At 63.7% G+C, this 17,664-nt stretch carries 9 protein-coding genes and 2 pseudogenes; 3 read left to right on the forward strand and 8 right to left on the reverse strand.

Annotated elements, in window-relative coordinates; genetic code table 11:
• Window positions 1–9 precede the first annotated feature (9 nt).
• Window positions 10–1,004, reverse strand: a pseudogene (locus tag N0Q91_RS03535) (bile acid:sodium symporter family protein).
• Window positions 1,005–1,226: 222 nt separating this feature from the next.
• Window positions 1,227–2,272, reverse strand: a pseudogene (locus N0Q91_RS03540) (threonine aldolase family protein).
• Window positions 2,273–2,850: 578 nt separating this feature from the next.
• Here N0Q91_RS03540 and gltB point away from each other — a divergent pair.
• Both gltB and gltD read left to right on the forward strand, forming a co-directional pair.
• Window positions 2,851–7,575: a glutamate synthase large subunit gene (gltB, locus tag N0Q91_RS03545; protein WP_275597348.1), complete on the forward strand. Its 4,725-nt coding sequence runs from the start codon at window positions 2,851–2,853 to the stop codon at window positions 7,573–7,575.
• A gap of 97 nt (window positions 7,576–7,672) precedes the next feature.
• The gene (gene gltD, locus N0Q91_RS03550; RefSeq protein WP_018096768.1) at window positions 7,673–9,130 is read left to right on the forward strand and encodes a glutamate synthase subunit beta; all 1,458 of its coding nucleotides are present in this window, start codon (window positions 7,673–7,675) and stop codon (window positions 9,128–9,130) included.
• A 74-nt stretch (window positions 9,131–9,204) separates the two neighbouring features.
• On the opposite strand, the gene N0Q91_RS03555 is transcribed toward gltD, so the two are convergent.
• Together N0Q91_RS03555 and N0Q91_RS03560 are read right to left on the reverse strand one after the other, a co-directional pair.
• A complete protein-coding gene (locus N0Q91_RS03555; protein ID WP_100672928.1) occupies window positions 9,205–10,467 on the reverse strand; it encodes an SGNH/GDSL hydrolase family protein in 1,263 nt (420 codons plus the stop codon).
• Window positions 10,468–10,571: 104 nt separating this feature from the next.
• Entirely contained in the window at window positions 10,572–11,789 is a 1,218-nt protein-coding gene (locus N0Q91_RS03560) for a lytic murein transglycosylase (protein ID WP_275597349.1), read from the reverse strand.
• A 300-nt stretch (window positions 11,790–12,089) separates the two neighbouring features.
• On the opposite strand from N0Q91_RS03560, the gene galU reads away from it, so the two are divergent.
• Window positions 12,090–12,977, forward strand: coding sequence for a UTP--glucose-1-phosphate uridylyltransferase GalU (gene galU, locus N0Q91_RS03565; protein ID WP_275597350.1), 888 nt, complete (start codon window positions 12,090–12,092; stop codon window positions 12,975–12,977).
• Window positions 12,978–13,020: 43 nt separating this feature from the next.
• On the opposite strand, the gene N0Q91_RS03570 is transcribed toward galU, so the two are convergent.
• From N0Q91_RS03570 to N0Q91_RS03585, 4 genes are all read right to left on the reverse strand, one after another.
• Window positions 13,021–14,457 (reverse strand): outer membrane beta-barrel protein, encoded by a 1,437-nt coding sequence (locus N0Q91_RS03570; protein ID WP_275597351.1) that lies wholly within the window; start codon window positions 14,455–14,457, stop codon window positions 13,021–13,023.
• 99 nt (window positions 14,458–14,556) lie between these two features.
• Window positions 14,557–15,012 (reverse strand): NfeD family protein, encoded by a 456-nt coding sequence (locus N0Q91_RS03575; protein WP_018096773.1) that lies wholly within the window; start codon window positions 15,010–15,012, stop codon window positions 14,557–14,559.
• A gap of 9 nt (window positions 15,013–15,021) precedes the next feature.
• Window positions 15,022–16,008 carry an SPFH domain-containing protein gene (locus N0Q91_RS03580; RefSeq protein ID WP_018096774.1) on the reverse strand — a complete coding sequence of 329 codons (987 nt, stop codon included), beginning with the start codon at window positions 16,006–16,008 and terminating at the stop codon, window positions 15,022–15,024.
• Window positions 16,009–16,152: 144 nt separating this feature from the next.
• A complete protein-coding gene (locus tag N0Q91_RS03585) occupies window positions 16,153–17,658 on the reverse strand; it encodes a xylulokinase (RefSeq protein ID WP_275597352.1) in 1,506 nt (501 codons plus the stop codon).
• Between the last annotated feature and the right edge of the window lie 6 nt (window positions 17,659–17,664).

Genomic DNA, 17,664 nt, shown 5'->3' on the forward strand with positions numbered 1-17,664 from the left:
TCATGCTCTTCAGGTGGGCGTAGCCGGGACGGCGGTTCCCTCGAGCTCTGCCGCCTTGGCGGCATAGCGCTGGGCAATGACCGCACAGGCCATCAACTGGATCTGATGGAACAACATGACCGGCAGGACGATCATGCCGATGTTCTGTCCGGCGAAGATCGCGCTTGCCATCGGAATGCCGCTCGCCAGGCTCTTCTTCGATCCGCAGAAGGTGATGGCGATTTCGTCCGCGCGGTCGAAGCCGAGAAGCCGGCTGCCGAATGTGGTGGCCGCCAGAATAAGCGCGAGGAGAGCAATCTCGATTACCGTCAAAACGGTGAGGTCCGTCAGGGTGAAGGACTGCCAGAGGCCTGCCGTGACGGCCTGGCTGAAAGCCAGATAGACGACCATCAGGATCGAACCGCGGTCGACCGGTGCGAGCAGTTTCTTGCGGGCGCGAATCCAGCCGCCGATCCAGGGCTGCAGGATCTGGCCTGCGACGAAGGGCGCAAGCAGCTGGAGGAGGATCTGTTCGATCGCGTCGAGCGATACGCCGCCATGTCCGCCGGCCGAGAAGATGACGCCGACGAGAAGCGGCGTCAGGAACACGCCCAGGATGTTGGATGCCGACGCCGCGCAGACGGCTGCCGGAACATTGCCGCCGGCCATCGACGTGAACGCGATCGACGACTGTACCGTCGAAGGCAGAACGCAGAGGAAAAGGATGCCGGTATAGAGCGACGGCGGCAGGATCCATGACGGGACGAAACCCACCAGGAGGCCGATGAGCGGGAAAAGGGCGAAAGTCGAAAGAGAATCGCCAGGTGCAGCCGCCAATGCAGGAAACCGGCAATGACGACCTCGCGCGAAAGCCGTGCGCCGTGGAGAAAGAAGATCAGGCCGACGCCAAGCTTCGTCGCGATGGCGAACCAGGCCGCGGCGGCTCCGTCGATGGGCAAAACCGCTGCGAGAGCGACTGTCAGCATCAGGAGGATGGTAAAGGTGTCGGGGAGATAACGGCGCATGGTGCTTGCCGTGTAAGCCCATCCGGAAGCCGGATGCAAGCACTAGATCACGATGTTTTCAGATCGGGTCGACGAAAAACATGAACGCGATCGCTTCCGAGAAGTTGAGACGCGGGATGCGGGCGGAAAACCGCACGCACTTTTCCTCATCCCGCTCCATCGGTCGCGATGCGTGTCGCATTCAAGCGATTTCATGCGGCGCGCTTCGACATCTGCCATGCATCAGCAGGCGGCGACGAAGCGATCGACGTCCTCGGCGCGGGTGGCGAAGCTGGTGACCAGGCGATAGAGACCTTCGTCTTCCGCGAGGTTGCCTTCGAGATCGTGCGGCACTTCCCAATCGTAGAAAAGGGCGCCCTGCTGCTGCAGCCGGCCGGCGGCCTCCCGCTTCAGCACAACGAAGACCTCGTTGGCATCGGGCGCCCAGGCGAGCCGGCTCCCGGCCGAAGCGGTGATGCCGTCGGCGAGGCGCTGCGCCATCGCGTTGGCGTGGCGCGCGAGATCGAGCCAGAGATCTCCGGCGAAATAGGCGTCGAACTGGGCGGCGACGAAGCGCGACTTGGAGAAGAGCTGTGCCGAGCGCTTGCGCAGGAAGTGCATCTCCTGCGCCTTCGAAAGGTCGAAGAGCACCAGCGCCTCGGCGCACCAGCAGCCGTTCTTCGTTCCGCCGAAGGAGAGCAGATCGACCCCACGCTTCCAGGTCATCTCGGCCGGTGTCGTCCCAAGGCTGACCAGGGCATTGGCGAAACGAGCGCCATCCATGTGCAGCGGTATTTTATGAGACCGGGCGATCGAGGCGATCGTTTCGATCTGGTCGAGCGAATAGACGGTGCCGCTCTCGGTCGCCTGCGTCACCGTCACCGCCATCGGCTGACCGCCATGGACGTTCTCCTTCGGAAACCGCCGAATTTCGGCCTCGAGCTTCGCCGGCTCCATCTTGCCGCGGGCGCCCTCGACCGGGCACAGCCTCGCGCCGTGCGAAAGAACTCCGGCGCGCCGCACTCGTCGACGTTCACATGCGCTTCGCGATGGCAGAAAGCGATTCCGCCCGCCCGATTGGCGCTCGAAAGTGCAAGGGAGTTTGCGGCGGTTCCGGTGCCTACGAAGAATACCGCGACCTCCCTCTCGAAAATCTCCGAAAAGCGCTGTTCCACCTTCCGATCGAGCTCGCTCGTGCCGTAGGCGGAAGCATAGCCCTGCGCATTCGTGACCAGACTTTCGGCGATCGCCGGATGGGCGCCGGCCCAGTTGTCGGAGGAGAAGATCATCTGAAGTTTACCCTGTTTACATCGAGCCACGCCGTGCGGAGAGGCGCGCCGGCGCGACCATAGCCGAGTCCCGTCGGCAAGCAAACGGCTGCGCTCGACTGTGCCCGCCTTGTAGTGCCAACCGGAGACCAGTTTGAAACCAAAGTAAAGAAAGTGCGGGATACGGATAATTAAATTTCAAACCCGGGTAATTTCCGGCAATGTTCGGCAAAATCTCTCGCATTATTTGCGGCCGAGGCCCTTGCGAAGGAGGGCGGTTTCTGGCATAGAGCGCATGAAATAGGACAGGTTTGCTGTCCTATTTCGGTCTAGGGGCCGGAACAATCGCCGGAAGCACCGTGAAAAGCGGCAGCCGGCGTGAAGCGCGAGGGGGTTTCGCCGGATTTCATCCGGTCGTTATTCCTTGGCGTCAGGATGGTCGCGGACATCGGTGCCTGACGCGGCCGCGCTTCATTTGCGACCTGATCAGGATCATGCGACGATAATGCCCGGCTTGCCGCCGTGCGAAAAGCACCATGCGGCAAATGCGTGCGGGCCGCGTTATGCCCGGAATTCCCGGGTTCAACAGGAGGGAAAAGATGACGGATCATTCGCCATCACGACAGATTGGGCTCAACCTCGCACAAGACGCTGCGACGGCTGTGAAAACGCCCGCATTCCCCTCCGGCCTGCCGCGAAAACAGGGGCTGTACGATCCACGAAACGAACATGACGCCTGCGGCGTCGGCTTCGTCGCCCATCTCAAGGGCGAGAAGTCGCATCAGATCGTGCGCGACGGCCTCTTCATGCTCGAAAACCTGACCCATCGCGGAGCGGTCGGTGCCGACCCGCTGATGGGCGACGGCGCGGGCATTCTGGTCCAGATCCCCGACCGCTTCTTCCGCGAGGAGATGGCGAAACAGGGCGTCACCCTTCCGAGGGCCGGCGAATATGCGGTCGGCTATCTCTTCATGCCGCGCGATGAGAAGCTCATTGCCCATTTCAAGGAGGTGATCAGCGAGGTCGTGGCCGAGGAAGGGCAGATAATGCTCGGCTTCCGAGACGTGCCGGTCGATAATTCGTCTCTCTCCAAGGCGCCCGACATCGCCGCGACCGAGCCGCACCATGTCCAGGTGTTCATCGGCGCTGGCCGGGAGGCCGCGAGCAGCGATGAATTCGAACGGCGGCTGTTCACGCTTCGCAAGGTGATCTCCAACCGGATCTATGCGGAAGCCGATGGTGGCGATCTCGGCTTCTATATCGTGTCGCTGTCGACCACCACCATCGTCTACAAGGGCATGTTCCTCGCCTACCAGGTGGGTGCCTATTACAAGGACCTCGCCGACGAGCGCTTCCAGTCGGCCGTCGCACTCGTGCACCAGCGCTTCTCGACCAACACCTTCCCGTCCTGGAAGCTCGCGCATCCCTATCGGATGGTTGCGCATAACGGCGAGATCAACACGCTGCGCGGCAACGTCAACTGGATGGCCGCACGGCAGGCTTCCGTTTCCTCGCCGCTCTTCGGCGACGACATTTCCAAGCTCTGGCCGATCTCCTATGAAGGGCAGTCGGACACGGCCTGTTTCGACAATGCGCTCGAATTCCTCGTGCGCGGCGGTTATTCGCTTTCGCATGCCGTCATGATGCTGATCCCCGAGGCCTGGGCCGGCAACCAGCTCATGTCGCCTGAGCGCAAGGCCTTCTACGAATATCATGCCGCGCTGATGGAGCCGTGGGACGGACCGGCGGCGGTCGCCTTCACCGACGGCCGCCAGATCGGCGCCACGCTCGACCGCAACGGCCTGCGCCCGGCGCGCTACATCGTCACCAGCGACGACCGCGTCATCATGGCGTCGGAGGCCGGCGTGCTGCCGGTCGCCGAAGACAAGATCGTCAAGAAATGGCGGCTGCAGCCCGGCAAGATGCTGCTGATCGACATGGAAGAGGGGCGTATCATCTCCGACGAGGAGGTGAAGTCGTCGCTCGCCGGCAAGCATCCCTATCGCCAATGGCTCGACAACACCCAGCTGATCCTCGAAGAACTGAAGCCGGTCGAGCCGAGGGCGCTGCGACGCGACGTGTCGCTGATCGACCGCCAGCAGGCCTTCGGTTACACTCATGAGGACACGAAGCTCCTGATGTCGCCGATGGCGACGACCGGTCAGGAGGCGATCGGATCCATGGGCACCGACACGCCGATCTCGGCGATGTCCGACAAGCCGAAGCTGCTCTACACCTATTTCAAGCAGAACTTCGCGCAGGTCACCAACCCGCCGATCGATCCGATCCGCGAGGAACTGGTGATGAGCCTCGTCTCCTTCATCGGCCCGCGCCCGAACATCCTCGACCACGAGGGCATGGCGCATGCGAAGCGGCTGGAAGTCCGCCAGCCGATCCTGACCAATGGCGACCTCGAGAAGATCCGCTCGATCGGCCACACCGAAGACCGCTTCGACACGAAGACGCTCGATTTCACCTATGACATTTCGCGCGGTGCCGAAGGCATGCTGGAAATGCTCGATCGTCTCTGCGAAAGGGCGGAAGCGGCAGTCAAGGGCGGCTACAACATCATCGTGCTTTCCGACCGGCAGATCGGTCCCGATCGCGTGGCGATTCCGGCGCTGCTCGCGACCGCGGCCGTCCATCACCACCTGATCCGCAAGGGTCTGCGCACGTCGGTCGGCCTCGTCGTCGAGTCGGGCGAACCGCGCGAAATTCATCATTTCTGCCTGCTCGCCGGCTACGGCGCGGAAGCGATCAACCCCTATCTCGCCTTCGACACGCTCGTCGACATGCACAAGCGCGGAGAGTTTCCGAAGGAAGTCGACGAGAAGGAAGTCGTCTACCGCTACATCAAGGCGGTCGGCAAAGGCATCCTCAAGGTCATGTCCAAAATGGGCATTTCCACCTACCAGTCCTATTGCGGCGCGCAGATATTCGACGCCGTCGGCCTTTCGTCCGCGCTGGTCGGCAAGTACTTCTTCGGTACTGCGACGACGATCGAAGGCATCGGCCTCGAGGAGATCGCTGCCGAAACCGTGGCGCGTCACAAGGCGGCCTTCGGAAGCGATCCGGTGCTTGCCAATACGCTCGACATCGGCGGCGAATATGCCTTCCGGATGCGCGGCGAAAGCCATGCCTGGACGCCGGACGCCATCGCCTCGCTGCAGCATGCCGTGCGCGGCAATGCCGAGGACCGCTATCGCGAATTCTCGGCGACGATGAACGAGTTGGCGAGCCGCATGAACACGATCCGTGGGCTCTTCAAGATAAAGGGGGCCGAGGCGGCCGGCCGCAAGCCGATCCCGATCGAGGAGGTCGAGCCGGCTGCGGAGATCGTCAAGCGCTTCTCGACGGGCGCCATGTCATTCGGCTCGATCAGCCGCGAGGCGCATACCACGCTCGCTGTCGCGATGAACCGGATCGGCGGCAAGTCCAACACCGGCGAAGGCGGCGAGGAGAGCGATCGCTACCTGCCGCTGCCGGACGGCTCGACGAACCCCGAGCGGTCGGCGATCAAGCAGATCGCCTCCGGCCGCTTCGGCGTCACCACCGAATATCTGGTCAATGCCGACGTTCTGCAGATCAAGGTGGCGCAGGGCGCAAAGCCCGGCGAAGGCGGCCAGCTGCCGGGTCACAAGGTAGATGCGACCGTCGCCAAGACGCGGCATTCGACACCGGGTGTCGGCCTGATCTCGCCGCCGCCGCATCATGACATCTATTCGATCGAGGATCTGGCGCAGCTGATCTACGATCTGAAGAACGTCAACCCGGAGGCCGATGTCTCGGTCAAGCTGGTATCGGAAGTGGGTGTCGGCACCGTTGCGGCCGGCGTTGCCAAGGCACGCGCCGATCACATCACCATTGCCGGCTTCGACGGCGGCACCGGCGCTTCACCGCTGACCTCGCTGAAGCATGCGGGTAGTCCGTGGGAGATCGGCCTTGCCGAAACGCAGCAGACGCTGGTGCTCAACGGTCTGCGCTCCCGCATCGCGCTGCAGGTCGATGGCGGCCTGAAGACCGGCCGTGACGTCGTCATCGGAGCGCTGCTCGGCGCCGACGAATTCGGCTTCGCGACCGCGCCGCTGATCGCGGCCGGCTGCATCATGATGCGCAAGTGTCACCTGAACACCTGTCCCGTCGGCGTCGCCACCCAGGATCCGGTACTCCGGAAGCGTTTCAAGGGGACGCCGGAGCATGTCGTCAACTACTTCTTCTTCGTTGCGGAGGAAGTGCGCGAGATCCTCGCATCGCTTGGTGCCAGAAGGCTCGACGACATCATCGGAGCCTCGGATCTGCTCGACCGCGACCGGATGATCGAGCACTGGAAGGCGAGGGGCCTCGACTTCTCGAAGATCTTCCACAAGGTGGAGGCTCCGAAGGAAGCCACCTATTGGACGGAGCGCCAGAACCATCCGATCGACGACATTCTCGACCGCAGGCTGATCGAGAAGGCGAAGCTCGCGCTCGAGACCAAGGTGCCGGTCGCCTTCGAAGCCGGGATCAGGAACGTCGACCGTTCGGCCGGCGCCATGCTTTCGGGCGCGCTTGCCAAGCGCTGGGGCCACAAGGGGCTGAAGGACGATACGATCCACGTGACCCTCAAGGGCACGGCTGGCCAGTCCTTCGGCGCGTTCCTCGCCCGCGGCATCACCTTCGATCTCGTCGGAGACGGCAACGACTATGTCGGCAAGGGCCTCTCGGGCGGGCGCATCATCGTCCGGCCGCCGGAGAACGCGCGGATCGTGCCGCACCAGTCGATCATCGTGGGCAACACCGTGCTTTACGGCGCGATTTCCGGAGAGTGCTACTTCAACGGCGTCGCCGGTGAACGCTTTGCCGTGCGCAATTCCGGTGCGATCGCGGTCGTGGAAGGCGTCGGCGATCACGGCTGCGAATATATGACGGGCGGTGTCGTCGTCGTTCTTGGCGGCACGGGCCGCAACTTCGCGGCCGGCATGTCGGGCGGTGTCGCTTACGTGCTCGACGAGGAGGGCGACTTCGCCCGGCGCTGCAACATGGCCATGGTCGAACTCCAGCCGGTTCCGGAGGAGGACGACATGCTGGAGAAGCTGCATCACCACGGCGGCGACCTCATGCACAAGGGCATGGTGGACGTCTCGGGCGACATGACGCGCCACGACGAGGAGCGCCTCTACCAGCTCATCTCGAACCACCTGCACTATACGGGTTCGGTCCGCGCCAAGGAGATCCTCGATCGCTGGGCGGATTACCGGCCGAAGTTCCGCAAGGTGATGCCGGTAGAGTACCGCCGCGCGCTCGAGGACATGGAGCGCATGAAGATGGCTGAAGCGGCCGAGTAACCGGCCCTCGTGAATACGGCTCCCGGCCCGCCCGGGTCAGGGGCCATCACGCGCGCTCGAGCGCGCCTGTTGAGATTGAAGATGTCAGGATCATAAGATGGGCAAGGTTACTGGGTTTTTGGAGATCGACCGGCAGGTGGCGAAGTACCAGCCGGCATCCGACCGCATCCGCCATTTCCGCGAGTTCACCATTCCGATGTCCGATCAGGAAGTGCAGAAGCAGTCCGCTCGCTGCATGGACTGCGGCATTCCCTATTGTCACGGGCCGACGGGGTGCCCGGTGCACAACCAGATCCCGGACTGGAACGACCTCGTCTATAACGGCAATTGGGACGAGGCGATCCGCAACCTGCACTCGACCAACAACTTCCCGGAATTCACCGGCCGCGTCTGCCCGGCGCCCTGCGAGGAGGCCTGCACGCTGAACCTCGAAGACGTGCCGGTGGCGATCAAGACGGTCGAGCAGGCGATTGCCGACAAGGCCTATGAGATGGGCTATATCGTGCCGCAGCCGGCCGTGACGAAGACCGGCAAGAAGGTCGCGGTCATCGGCTCCGGGCCGGCCGGCATGGCGGCTGCCCAGCAACTGGCGCGCGCCGGCCACGAGGTGCATGTCTACGAACGCGAGTCCAAGCCCGGCGGGCTGCTGCGCTACGGCATTCCGGATTTCAAGATGGAGAAGAACTTCATCGACCGTCGTGTCGAGCAGATGCGGGGCGAGGGCGTGACCTTCCATTGCGGCGTCAATGTCGGTGTCGATGTCGCGGTGCAAAAGCTCGTCGATGAAAACGACGCCGTGCTCTATTGCGGCGGCTCCGAGACGCCGCGCGACGCCGGCATCCCCGGCGTGGAGTTCGTCGGCGTACACGACGCCATGCCTTATCTGGTACAGCAGAACCGTCGCGTCGGCCGCGAGAACATCGACAGCGTGGGCTGGCCGTCCGAGCCGATCCTCGCCGGCGGCAAGCACGTCGTCGTCGTCGGCGGCGGCGACACGGCATCCGACTGTGTCGGGACCGCCTTCCGCCAGGGCGCCGTCAAGGTGACGCAGCTCGATATTCGTCCGCAACCGCCCGAGAAGGAAGACAAGCTTGCGGTCTGGCCCTTCTGGGCGACGAAGATGCGCACCTCCTCCAGCCAGGCCGAGGGTGCGGTTCGCGAATTCCAGGTCGCGACGCTCGAGTTTGTCGGCGACGAGGACGGCAATCTCACCGGCGTCAAATGCTGTCAGGTCGACGAGCGCCGCAAGCCGATCGCCGGTACCGAGTTCATCATCAAGGCCGATCTCGCCTTCATCGCCATCGGTTTCCGCGGACCCTTCGCCGACAGCGTCCTCAAGGATCTCGGCGACAAGCTGACGGTCAACACCGACCGCCGCGGTTCGACCAATGTCGTCGCCAACGAGCGCGACTACAGGACTTCGGTCGACAAATTGTGGGCGGCGGGCGACATTCGCCGCGGCCAGTCGCTCGTCGTATGGGCTATCCGCGAAGGCCGGCAGGCTGCGCGCGCGATCGACGAGGCGCTGATGGGCTCGACGGTGCTGCCGCGGTAGGGCCAGTCCTCGCCGCGCCCGGCCGGCGGATGAGGGGCGAAGGCGGTGTTCCTCCGGAGAGCCGCATTTGCGCATCAACGGGTAGAACTGCCCGGCGGCCCCTGCTTCGTCAGCCGGAAATCGTCGATACGTCCGGCCGGGGCGACGACCACCTCGCCCTTTTCGATGAGCCGGTCGCGCGGGCTCTTGCCCGTGCTCTTGAGGGGCGTGTCGCCGCCGAGAAGGGCGGTCGCTCCATCGAGTTCGGGATCGATCAGGCTGATCGGCTGCGTCTTGATAATATCTTCGTTAGCAAGCGGCTTGCTGACGACCAGGTCCTTCAAGCCTTCCGCACCGGGAACGTCCGTGGTCGCTGCCGCTTCGCCCAATAGCTTGCGAATGTCCTTTTCGACATAGAAGGCCAGTTTGCGCTTGCCGGCCTTCGTCAGGTTGATGCCGTCAGAACCCCTGAGGCGGACCTGCTGCCCGTTGATGTCGGAGCCGGTCAGGACGAACTTTCCCCCTTCATCGACGAAGCCGTCCCAGATGTCGATGAACTGGCCGCCGACCTTCTCCACCTCTTCGCGGTAGATTCCGTTGAACGTTACCATATCGGCTGTCATGGACGTCGATTGGAAGGGCGGCATTCCGACCCAGAGGACCGGAAGATTGTCCTTGCGCGCAAGCGTCGCCAGTGCGTTGACGCGCTTGCGGTATTCTTCCGTCCAGGCGTCGGTCCGGAACTTCTCCTGCACGTCGCCGATCCGCATCATCTGGCGATCATTGGCGCCGAGGCTCACGACGATGACGGCGGGCTTGAGTTCCGCGATGGCGTCCGGCAGCGCCTTGGGCCAGTCGAAATAGTCGTCGCGGACGATACCCGAGGAGCCGTTGGCGCGCGTCTCGATCACGATGCCGGGCGTGGTTTCGAACGCGACCTTCAAACCGTCGCCAAGGCTGCCGGCAACGAAGTCTCCGACGACCAGGACCTTCTTGGCGTCCGGAGATTTCTCCACGACGACCGGCGCGGGCGGCGGTGCCGCGGCGGGCCGCGGCTTGGCCCGGCTCGGGCGCGACTGCCGTGGCTCCGATGGTTGCGCTCGGCGCTTCTGTATGCGCTGCGGCCGTGGCTGGCGCCGAAGATCGTATTGATCCTCGTAATAGACGCGCCTTTGCGGCGTGAAGACGCCGAAGAGCCTTTGCAGCACGTTGCGTCGTGGCACCCGCTCCTGCGCCTCGGCCACAGTGGCAAAGAAACCGGCGGCGACCATCGCCGCAGCGCCGAGCAAGACGGGAGCCAGCCGAAGCAAACGCGAAAACAGTCCCTTCCCGCGGTATCGGATCGTCAGCATGATCATTTCACCGTCGAATGGCAGACATTCCCGCAACCATACGCCAGATCACGGCGATTGGCACCGTTTGATCGGGAATCGCCGTGATGAGAGAAAGCTGCGGGTGCGTTTCACCTGCGCAGGGCGCGCAACAGACGCTGTGTCGGCTCCCCGTCCGGCGCCAGGCCGTTCTGGGTCTGGAACGCCTGGATTGCTGCTTTCGAGCCCGAGCCGAAGTTGCCGTCGACTTCGCCGTCGTAATAGCCGAGTTCCTTCAACCGGTTCTGCAGCTCGAATTTTTCGCTGATGTCGAGCGAACCGTCCGGACGCGGCCAGCGTTGCTGCATGCCGGCATATCCTGCGATCTGATCCGCAAGAAGCCCGACCCCGAGCGCGTAGGAATCGGAGGCGTTATAGCGCTTGATGACGAAGAAGTTCTTCGTCATCAAGAATCCGGGGCCGCCGCCGCCGCCGGGCAGCTTCAGTTCGGCCCGCATCTTCGGATTGCTGAAGCCCTTGCCGCCCGGGCGGGCGAAGCCGAGGGCCGCCCACTGGCCGAGCGTCTTGGTCTGGCCCGAATATTTCGCCGCATTGGCCGGCGGGACGACCTCGTAACCCCATGTTTCGCCGGGGCGCCAGCCGTTCTTCCGCAAGAGATTGGCAGCCGTTGCAAGCGCATCCGGCACCGAGTTCCAGATGTCCCGATGGCCGTTGCCGTCGGCATCGACCGCATAGAGCAGATAGCTCGTCGGAATGAACTGGGTGTGTCCCATGGCGCCCGCCCAGGAACCCGTCAGCTCCCGCGGGGTGATGTCGCCGCTCTGCAGGATCTTCAGTGCCGCGATGAGCTGGGTCTTCGCAAATTTGGACCGCCTTGAATCGGCATAGGCAAGGGTCGCCAGCGCCCGCGGCACGTAATGCAGCCGGTCGTCTTTCTGGAGAATCGCGCCGTAGTTCGATTCCATCGACCAGATGGCGAGCAGGATGGATTTGTCGACGCCGTAGTGCCGTTCGAGGGCATTGAGCGTGCGGGCATGCTTCGCCGCCATTTCCTGTCCTATCCGCTTGGTATACGGATTGACACGCGCGTCGACATACTCCCAGATCTTGTGCTTGAATTCGGGCTGATAAGCGGCCTTCTCCAGCACGGCCGGATCAGGCGTCTTCACGCCGGCGAAGGCCTTGCGATAGGTCGCCTGGCTGATGCCGCTCTTGGCCGCCGTTGCATAGAAGTTATTGATCCAGTTTTGAAAACCCTGATCCGCACGCGCGGGCGACGACCCAAAAGCGGCGGCAACAACGAGAGCGGCGGCGATATGTCGGAAGAACGTCCTGCGGTTTTTCATCATCTGCTGTCGGTTCCGTTTCTCGGTGGAGCGTTCAGCCGGCGTTCATGCCGAACCGACTACTCCGAGGTTCGCAATTTGCCCGCACCAGGCCACTGGAAAGGGCAGTATGCGGTTCTTCTAGGGACCGGACGGCGGAAGCCGTATCGGTCGAGGGAGAAGCCTACAGAAACGAAGTCAACAAAGTCTTTACCATGAAAATACCGAGTCGTCTTCCTTCGCAAAAAATTGGCAGTCGGCGACTAAATCCAATTCAATTTTCCTGTTTCAGGCTAGACTGAGATGCACTGCAAGGAGGTGCCAATGACCGACAAGCGCAAAGTCCGCAAAGCCGTTTTCCCCGTTGCAGGTCTCGGGACCCGTTTCCTTCCCGCGACCAAGGCGGTTCCGAAGGAGATGCTGACGGTGGTGGACAAGCCGGTCATCCAATATGTCGTCGATGAGGCGCTCGAAGCCGGCATCGAGCATCTGATTTTCGTGACCGGCCGCAGCAAGGCGGTCATCGAGGACTATTTCGACATCCAGGTCGAATTGGACCAGACGCTGCGCGAGCGCAACAAGAAGACGGAGATCGAGCTCCTCGAAGCCATGCTGCCGAAGGCCGGTACCACGAGCTTCACCCGTCAGCAGGCACCGCTGGGCCTCGGCCATGCCGTCTGGTGCGCCCGCGATCTCGTCGGCAACGAGCCCTTCGCGCTGCTCCTGCCCGACATGATCATGAAGGGCGAGAAGGGCTGCCTCAAGGGCATGGTCGAGCTCTACGAAGAGTCCGGCGGCAACGTCGTCGCGGTCGAGGAATGCGCGCCCGACCAGGCGCATAAATACGGGATCGTCGGCGTGGGCGAGACGGTCGGCGACGGTTTCCGGATCACCAAGATGGTCGAGAAACCGGCCAAGGGGACGGCACCGTCGAACTTCTTCATCAATGGCCGCTACATCCTGCAGCCGGAGATTTTCCCGATCCTGGAAAAGCAGGAACGCGGCGCCGGCAACGAGATCCAACTGACCGACGGCATGGTGAAGCTCGCCGAAGCCCAGGCCTTCGCCGCCTATCGCTTCCGCGGCGATACGTATGATTGCGGCGCCAAGGACGGCTTCATCCTGGCGAACGTCGCCTTCGCTCTCGAGCGCGGCGATATCCGCCCCATCGTGGAAGGACCGCTCAAGACGCTCCTGCAGGGTCTGAAGTAAGCTCGCGGTAAGCCGGGGAGGCCGCGCAACGCGGCCCTCCCGATCAGCGCCGGAGCGTCAGGCCGAGGCCAACCCGCGTGGTGTCGGTCGAGCTACCCTCGTCCCTCTCCGTGCGCTCGTAGCTCACGTCTCCGGTGAGCGCGAGATAGCGGCTCATGTCCCAGGTGAGCCCGGCGCCGGTTCGCCAGGTCGTCTCGTCGGAGGCGGTGGCATCCGAAGGAAAATCGCGAAGGGTGAGACTGTTCGAAAGCCGGCCGACGAGGGTCGAACGCAACTGATGCGTGACCACGTTCGTCAGCTCGTAATTGATCGATCCCGCCTCGCCCGGAGTGGTCGAGGGATCGACATAGGTCAGCACGCCGAAAAGGACGTCGGTGCCGCGGTGCGGTGACCAGTTGACGCGGCCGTCGAGCGAGAATCCGTTGAGGTCGCCGAGCCGTTCGTCGTCGAAGCGGAAGGTCTCGTAACCGAGCGCCAGTTCACCGTTGAGCTTTTCGCCGAGATCGACCTCCATGCCGGCGCGGCCGGCATAGCTCTCATAGGAGCGCTCGAAGCCGAACGTATCCCGACGCAGATCATAGATCGATTTGCCGACTGAGGCCTCGAGGAAGGGGACGAGCGCCGGCGAAAGCTCGTAGCCGATCCGCCCCGTGAGGGTGCCGAGATTGCGGTCGCGATCCTCCTGTGAGAGCGTCGTCCCATTGTCGAGCTCGACATCGCCATAGGTGCGGCGCTCGAAATCCACGCCGAGCGAGCCGCGAATGAGACCGAGGTCGCGCTCGACCGCGGCGCCCAGGCGATAGCTATGGACGCCGGATTGGCTGTCTGCATTGGCGATGGCATTCGGGTCGTTCGCATCTTCGCGTTCGAAACTGTAGCCTGTCCTCAGCCTTGCAATGGTCTCCGCGCCGAGGTCGAGGCGCAGTTCCGCGTCGATGTCGGCGCGCGGCTCCTCCTGGCCCTCACCGGATATGTTGTCCTGGATCACGCCTTCGCCGGTCACGCTGAGCTGATGGCGGGACCAGTCGGAGGTCAGCGAACCCTTGAGCCCGGTCTCCAGGAAGCTCCGGCTCTGACTGCTGCCGCCGTTCTTCTGCCGTTCGTGGTTGAAGGTCTCGCTGAGCGCCGGCTTCAGAACGAAGGTGCCGATGCGAATGCCGGGCGCCTGACCGTCATCGGGATCGATGCGCCTGCGCAGCCCGTCGATCGTCTCCTCGCGCCGGTTCAGGCGGTTGAAGTCCTCGTCCAGGGCAGGCGAAAGGTCGGTGCCGGCAAGGGCGCCGGTCTCCTGCGGGTCGATTAAGACCGGAAGCGGCTGGTCTGCTGAGGCGGCGACGGAGACGCCCGCCGGGGATGGATCGCCGAGGCTTTGCGCGCTCGCTGGCGCATAGGCGAGGAAAGCGCAGCCCGCCAGCAGCCATGCCGGCGGCTTCACACGCAAGGCGCCCGCCATCATCGAGCGTGAGATATTGGGCACCATGCGCCGTCTGTCCGCAATTTGATTGCAATCGTTTCGCAATCGTAAAGGCGCGTGGTTAACCAATCGTTTCTCTACCGCAGTTTCCGAACGCGGATGTGTTCAGATCTGCTCGACCGTCAGGTGGCGGCCGCTGCTCGCGACGATGCGCACGCGTGTGCCGACCGGAAGGTCGGGGCCCTCGACGGACCATGTCGTATCGTCGAGCCGCACGCGCCCGCGGCCCTCCTTGATCGGCTGCTCGAGCACTGCCGTCCGTCCGACGAGGCTTTCGCCGCGCCTGTTGAGCAGAGGCTCGTCGCTCTCGGCGGAAGAGGAGACGAAGCGCCGCCCGATAAGGACGGAAGCGACCGAGAGCAAAGCGAAGGCGACGAACTGCACCTGCCAACTCCAGAACGGCGCCTCCCAGAAGAAGAGCGAGAGGGCCCCGGTGACGAGCGCGGCAAGCGCGATCCACACGAGGAAGACGCCGGGCAGGATCAGCTCCGCCGCCAGCAGCAGGAGGCCTAGGACCCACCAGCTCCAGGGGCCGAGTTCGAGGATGATGCGCATGATCATGGGCGATCCTCAGGGCGTTTCCGATGGAACGGAAGGACCGGTTCGGGGCGTGGACTGGCGCTGGCGCGGGGAGGACGCGGTGCCTTCACCGAAGACCTCCTTCGCGATCGCGCCTATGCCGCCGAGCGAGCCGATGAGCGACGAGGCTTCCATCGGCATCAGGACGATCTTCTGGTTGCTCGCCGTTCCGATCGCGGCAAGGGCCTCGGTATATTTCTGCGCCACGAAATAGTTGATCGCCTGCACGTCGCCGGCTGCGATCGCCTCAGAGACCATCCGGGTCGCCTTGGCCTCCGCCTCGGCCAGTCGCTCGCGCGCCTCCGCCTCGCGGTAGGCGGCCTCGCGCTGTCCTTCGGCCTGGAGGATCGCCGATTGCTTCGCGCCTTCGGCACGCAGGATCTGCGCATTTCTGGAGCCCTCCGCTTCGAGCACCTGTGCGCGCTTCTCGCGTTCCGCCTTCATCTGCCGGGCCATGGCGTCGACCAGGTCTTTCGGCGGCGCGATGTCCTTGATCTCGATGCGGGTGATCTTGATGCCCCAGGGATTGGCGGCCTCGTCCACGACGTGGAGCAATCGATCGTTGATCGTGTCGCGGTTCGACAGGAGTTCGTCCAGATCCATCGAGCCCATAACGGAGCGGATGTTGGTCATCGTCAGGTTGAGGAGCGCGTTTTCCAGATTGGCGACCTGGTAGGCCGCCTGTGCGGCGTTCAGGACCTGATAGAAGGCGACCGCATCCGCCGACACGCTCGCATTGTCCTTGGTGATGACCTCCTGCGTCGGAACGTCGAGCACCTGCTCCATCACGCTCAGCTTGGAACCGATGCGATCGATGAAGGGGACGATGAGATTAAGCCCCGGTTCCATCGTCCTCGTGTAACGGCCGAAACGCTCGACCGTATAGCGGTAGCCCTGCGGCACCGTCTTGATCCCGGCAAAGAGCACGAGGATCACGACAACGACGAATGCGACGACTGCGATATCCATACCGCCCATGACAGCCCCTTCCTTCTGCAACTCCAGCGTTTGGAGTCGCGCCCGAGTGATCAGGTGGCGATTCGCGGGGATAATTCAAGCGTGTCGGAAAGGTCCGCGCGTTTCTGCGATGCCTCACGGCCAACTGTCGTCAACACAAATGGGTCAGGTGCCGTTATCGGCATGGTCGAGGTGGCGGATCGCGTGATAGAGGTTTGCCTGCCGGCGGGACAGCGCCGCCCATGCTTCGGCGGTGGCTGGGCGCGGTTCGACCTGTTCGGCGAGGCGCGACATGGCGTCGGCGGCCTCGCTGAAATGCCCGTACCAGCCGGCGCCGACGGCAGCGGACATCCCGGCGCCGAGTGCGGAGGCCTCGTCGGAAAGGCTGCGAATGACAGGCAGTCCGCTGGCATCCGCGATCATCTGCCGCCAAAGCGGGCTGCCGGCGCCGCCGCCGATGACGAAGATCCGGTCGGCCAATACGCCCATCGATCTCATCTCGCGCAGGGACCGGACGAATTCCAGCGTAATGGCTTCCATCGAGGCACGGTAGAGATGGCCCATGCCCGTCTCAGGACCCATGCCGGTGAAGGCTGCGCGGGCATCCGCGTCCCAGTGCGGGTCCATGCAGCCCATGAGGTAGGAGCAGACGGTGACGCCACCGGAGCCGACACTCAGGCTGGCCGCGTCCGCTTCGAGCCGCTCGAAAATTGAAGGATCCGATCGTCCTCCGGCGAAGGTGTCCAGCAGCCAGTTGACGAAATAGGCGCCTGCGCGCTGGCAGCTTTCGAGCAGATAGCCTTCGCCGCTCGGCGAAACCAGGGTGCGCCAGTACCGGCTGAGCTTGCGCGTCGGGGTCCAGCAACCGCCGACGACGGCCGTGCCGAGATTGAGATAGACGACGCCCGGTTTGATCACATTGACACCCAGGCCGGCGCAATGGCCGTCGCCGCCGCCGGCATAGACCGGCACCCCCGCGGCGAGGCCCGTCGCCGCCGCGGCATCCGCGGTTACCTGGCCGATCAGCGTACCGGGCCGGTAAAGCGGCGGCAGCTTGGCGAGCGGAATGCCGAGGTGGTCGAGAATCGCGCGGGACCATTGCTTCGTCTCGATATCGAGGAGCCCGAAGGGATCGCCGCTGGTCCAGCTTGCAGCGGCCTCGCCAGTCAGCTTCTGAGTCAGGTAATCATGTACGCTCAGGATCTGCGCCGCGCGGTCCAGCATTTCCGGCTCATACTGCCGATAATAGAAAAGGCGATACACGCAGGGAATGGTGTCGACCGGCTTGCCCGAGATTGCATGCAGCCGCTCGGCGCCGAATTCGTCCGCGAGCAGCTGAACCACGTCCTGCGCGCGGCGGTCGAGCCAGAGGGTTGCCGGGCTGAGCGGCTTTCGGTCCTGCCCGAGCAGGACCATCGTTTCGCGCTGGTTCGAAATCGCAATACCGTCGACCCGGGCCGGATCGATCTGGCGCATGAGTGATGACAGCGCCTGGCAGGCGGCCGACCACCAGTCCTCGGCATCTTGCTCCGCCTTGAGCGGATGCGGCGTCGAGATGCGGTGCGGCGCGCGGCCCTCGGCACGCGGTGTGCCGTCCGCTGTCCAGGCGATGGCCTTGACGGATTGGGTCGATGAATCCAAGCCGATGACATATCGTTCGTCCAGCTGCATGCGCAC

The sequence above is a fragment of the Sinorhizobium prairiense genome, assembly GCF_029201645.2.
In the GTDB taxonomy this organism is placed as follows: Bacteria; Pseudomonadota; Alphaproteobacteria; order Rhizobiales; family Rhizobiaceae; genus Sinorhizobium; species Sinorhizobium meliloti_A.

What these genes read in the sequence shown, in the direction of transcription:
- gltB (WP_275597348.1), top strand. Translation starts at nt 2,851, where the DNA reads ATGACGGATCATTCGCCATCACGACAGATTGGGCTCAACCTCGCACAA.
- gltD (WP_018096768.1), top strand. Translation starts at nt 7,673, where the DNA reads ATGGGCAAGGTTACTGGGTTTTTGGAGATCGACCGGCAGGTGGCGAAG.
- N0Q91_RS03555 (WP_100672928.1), bottom strand. Translation starts at nt 10,467, where the DNA reads ATGATCATGCTGACGATCCGATACCGCGGGAAGGGACTGTTTTCGCGT.
- N0Q91_RS03560 (WP_275597349.1), bottom strand. Translation starts at nt 11,789, where the DNA reads ATGATGAAAAACCGCAGGACGTTCTTCCGACATATCGCCGCCGCTCTC.
- galU (WP_275597350.1), top strand. Translation starts at nt 12,090, where the DNA reads ATGACCGACAAGCGCAAAGTCCGCAAAGCCGTTTTCCCCGTTGCAGGT.
- N0Q91_RS03570 (WP_275597351.1), bottom strand. Translation starts at nt 14,457, where the DNA reads ATGGTGCCCAATATCTCACGCTCGATGATGGCGGGCGCCTTGCGTGTG.
- N0Q91_RS03575 (WP_018096773.1), bottom strand. Translation starts at nt 15,012, where the DNA reads ATGATCATGCGCATCATCCTCGAACTCGGCCCCTGGAGCTGGTGGGTC.
- N0Q91_RS03580 (WP_018096774.1), bottom strand. Translation starts at nt 16,008, where the DNA reads ATGGGCGGTATGGATATCGCAGTCGTCGCATTCGTCGTTGTCGTGATC.
- N0Q91_RS03585 (WP_275597352.1), bottom strand. Translation starts at nt 17,658, where the DNA reads ATGCAGCTGGACGAACGATATGTCATCGGCTTGGATTCATCGACCCAA.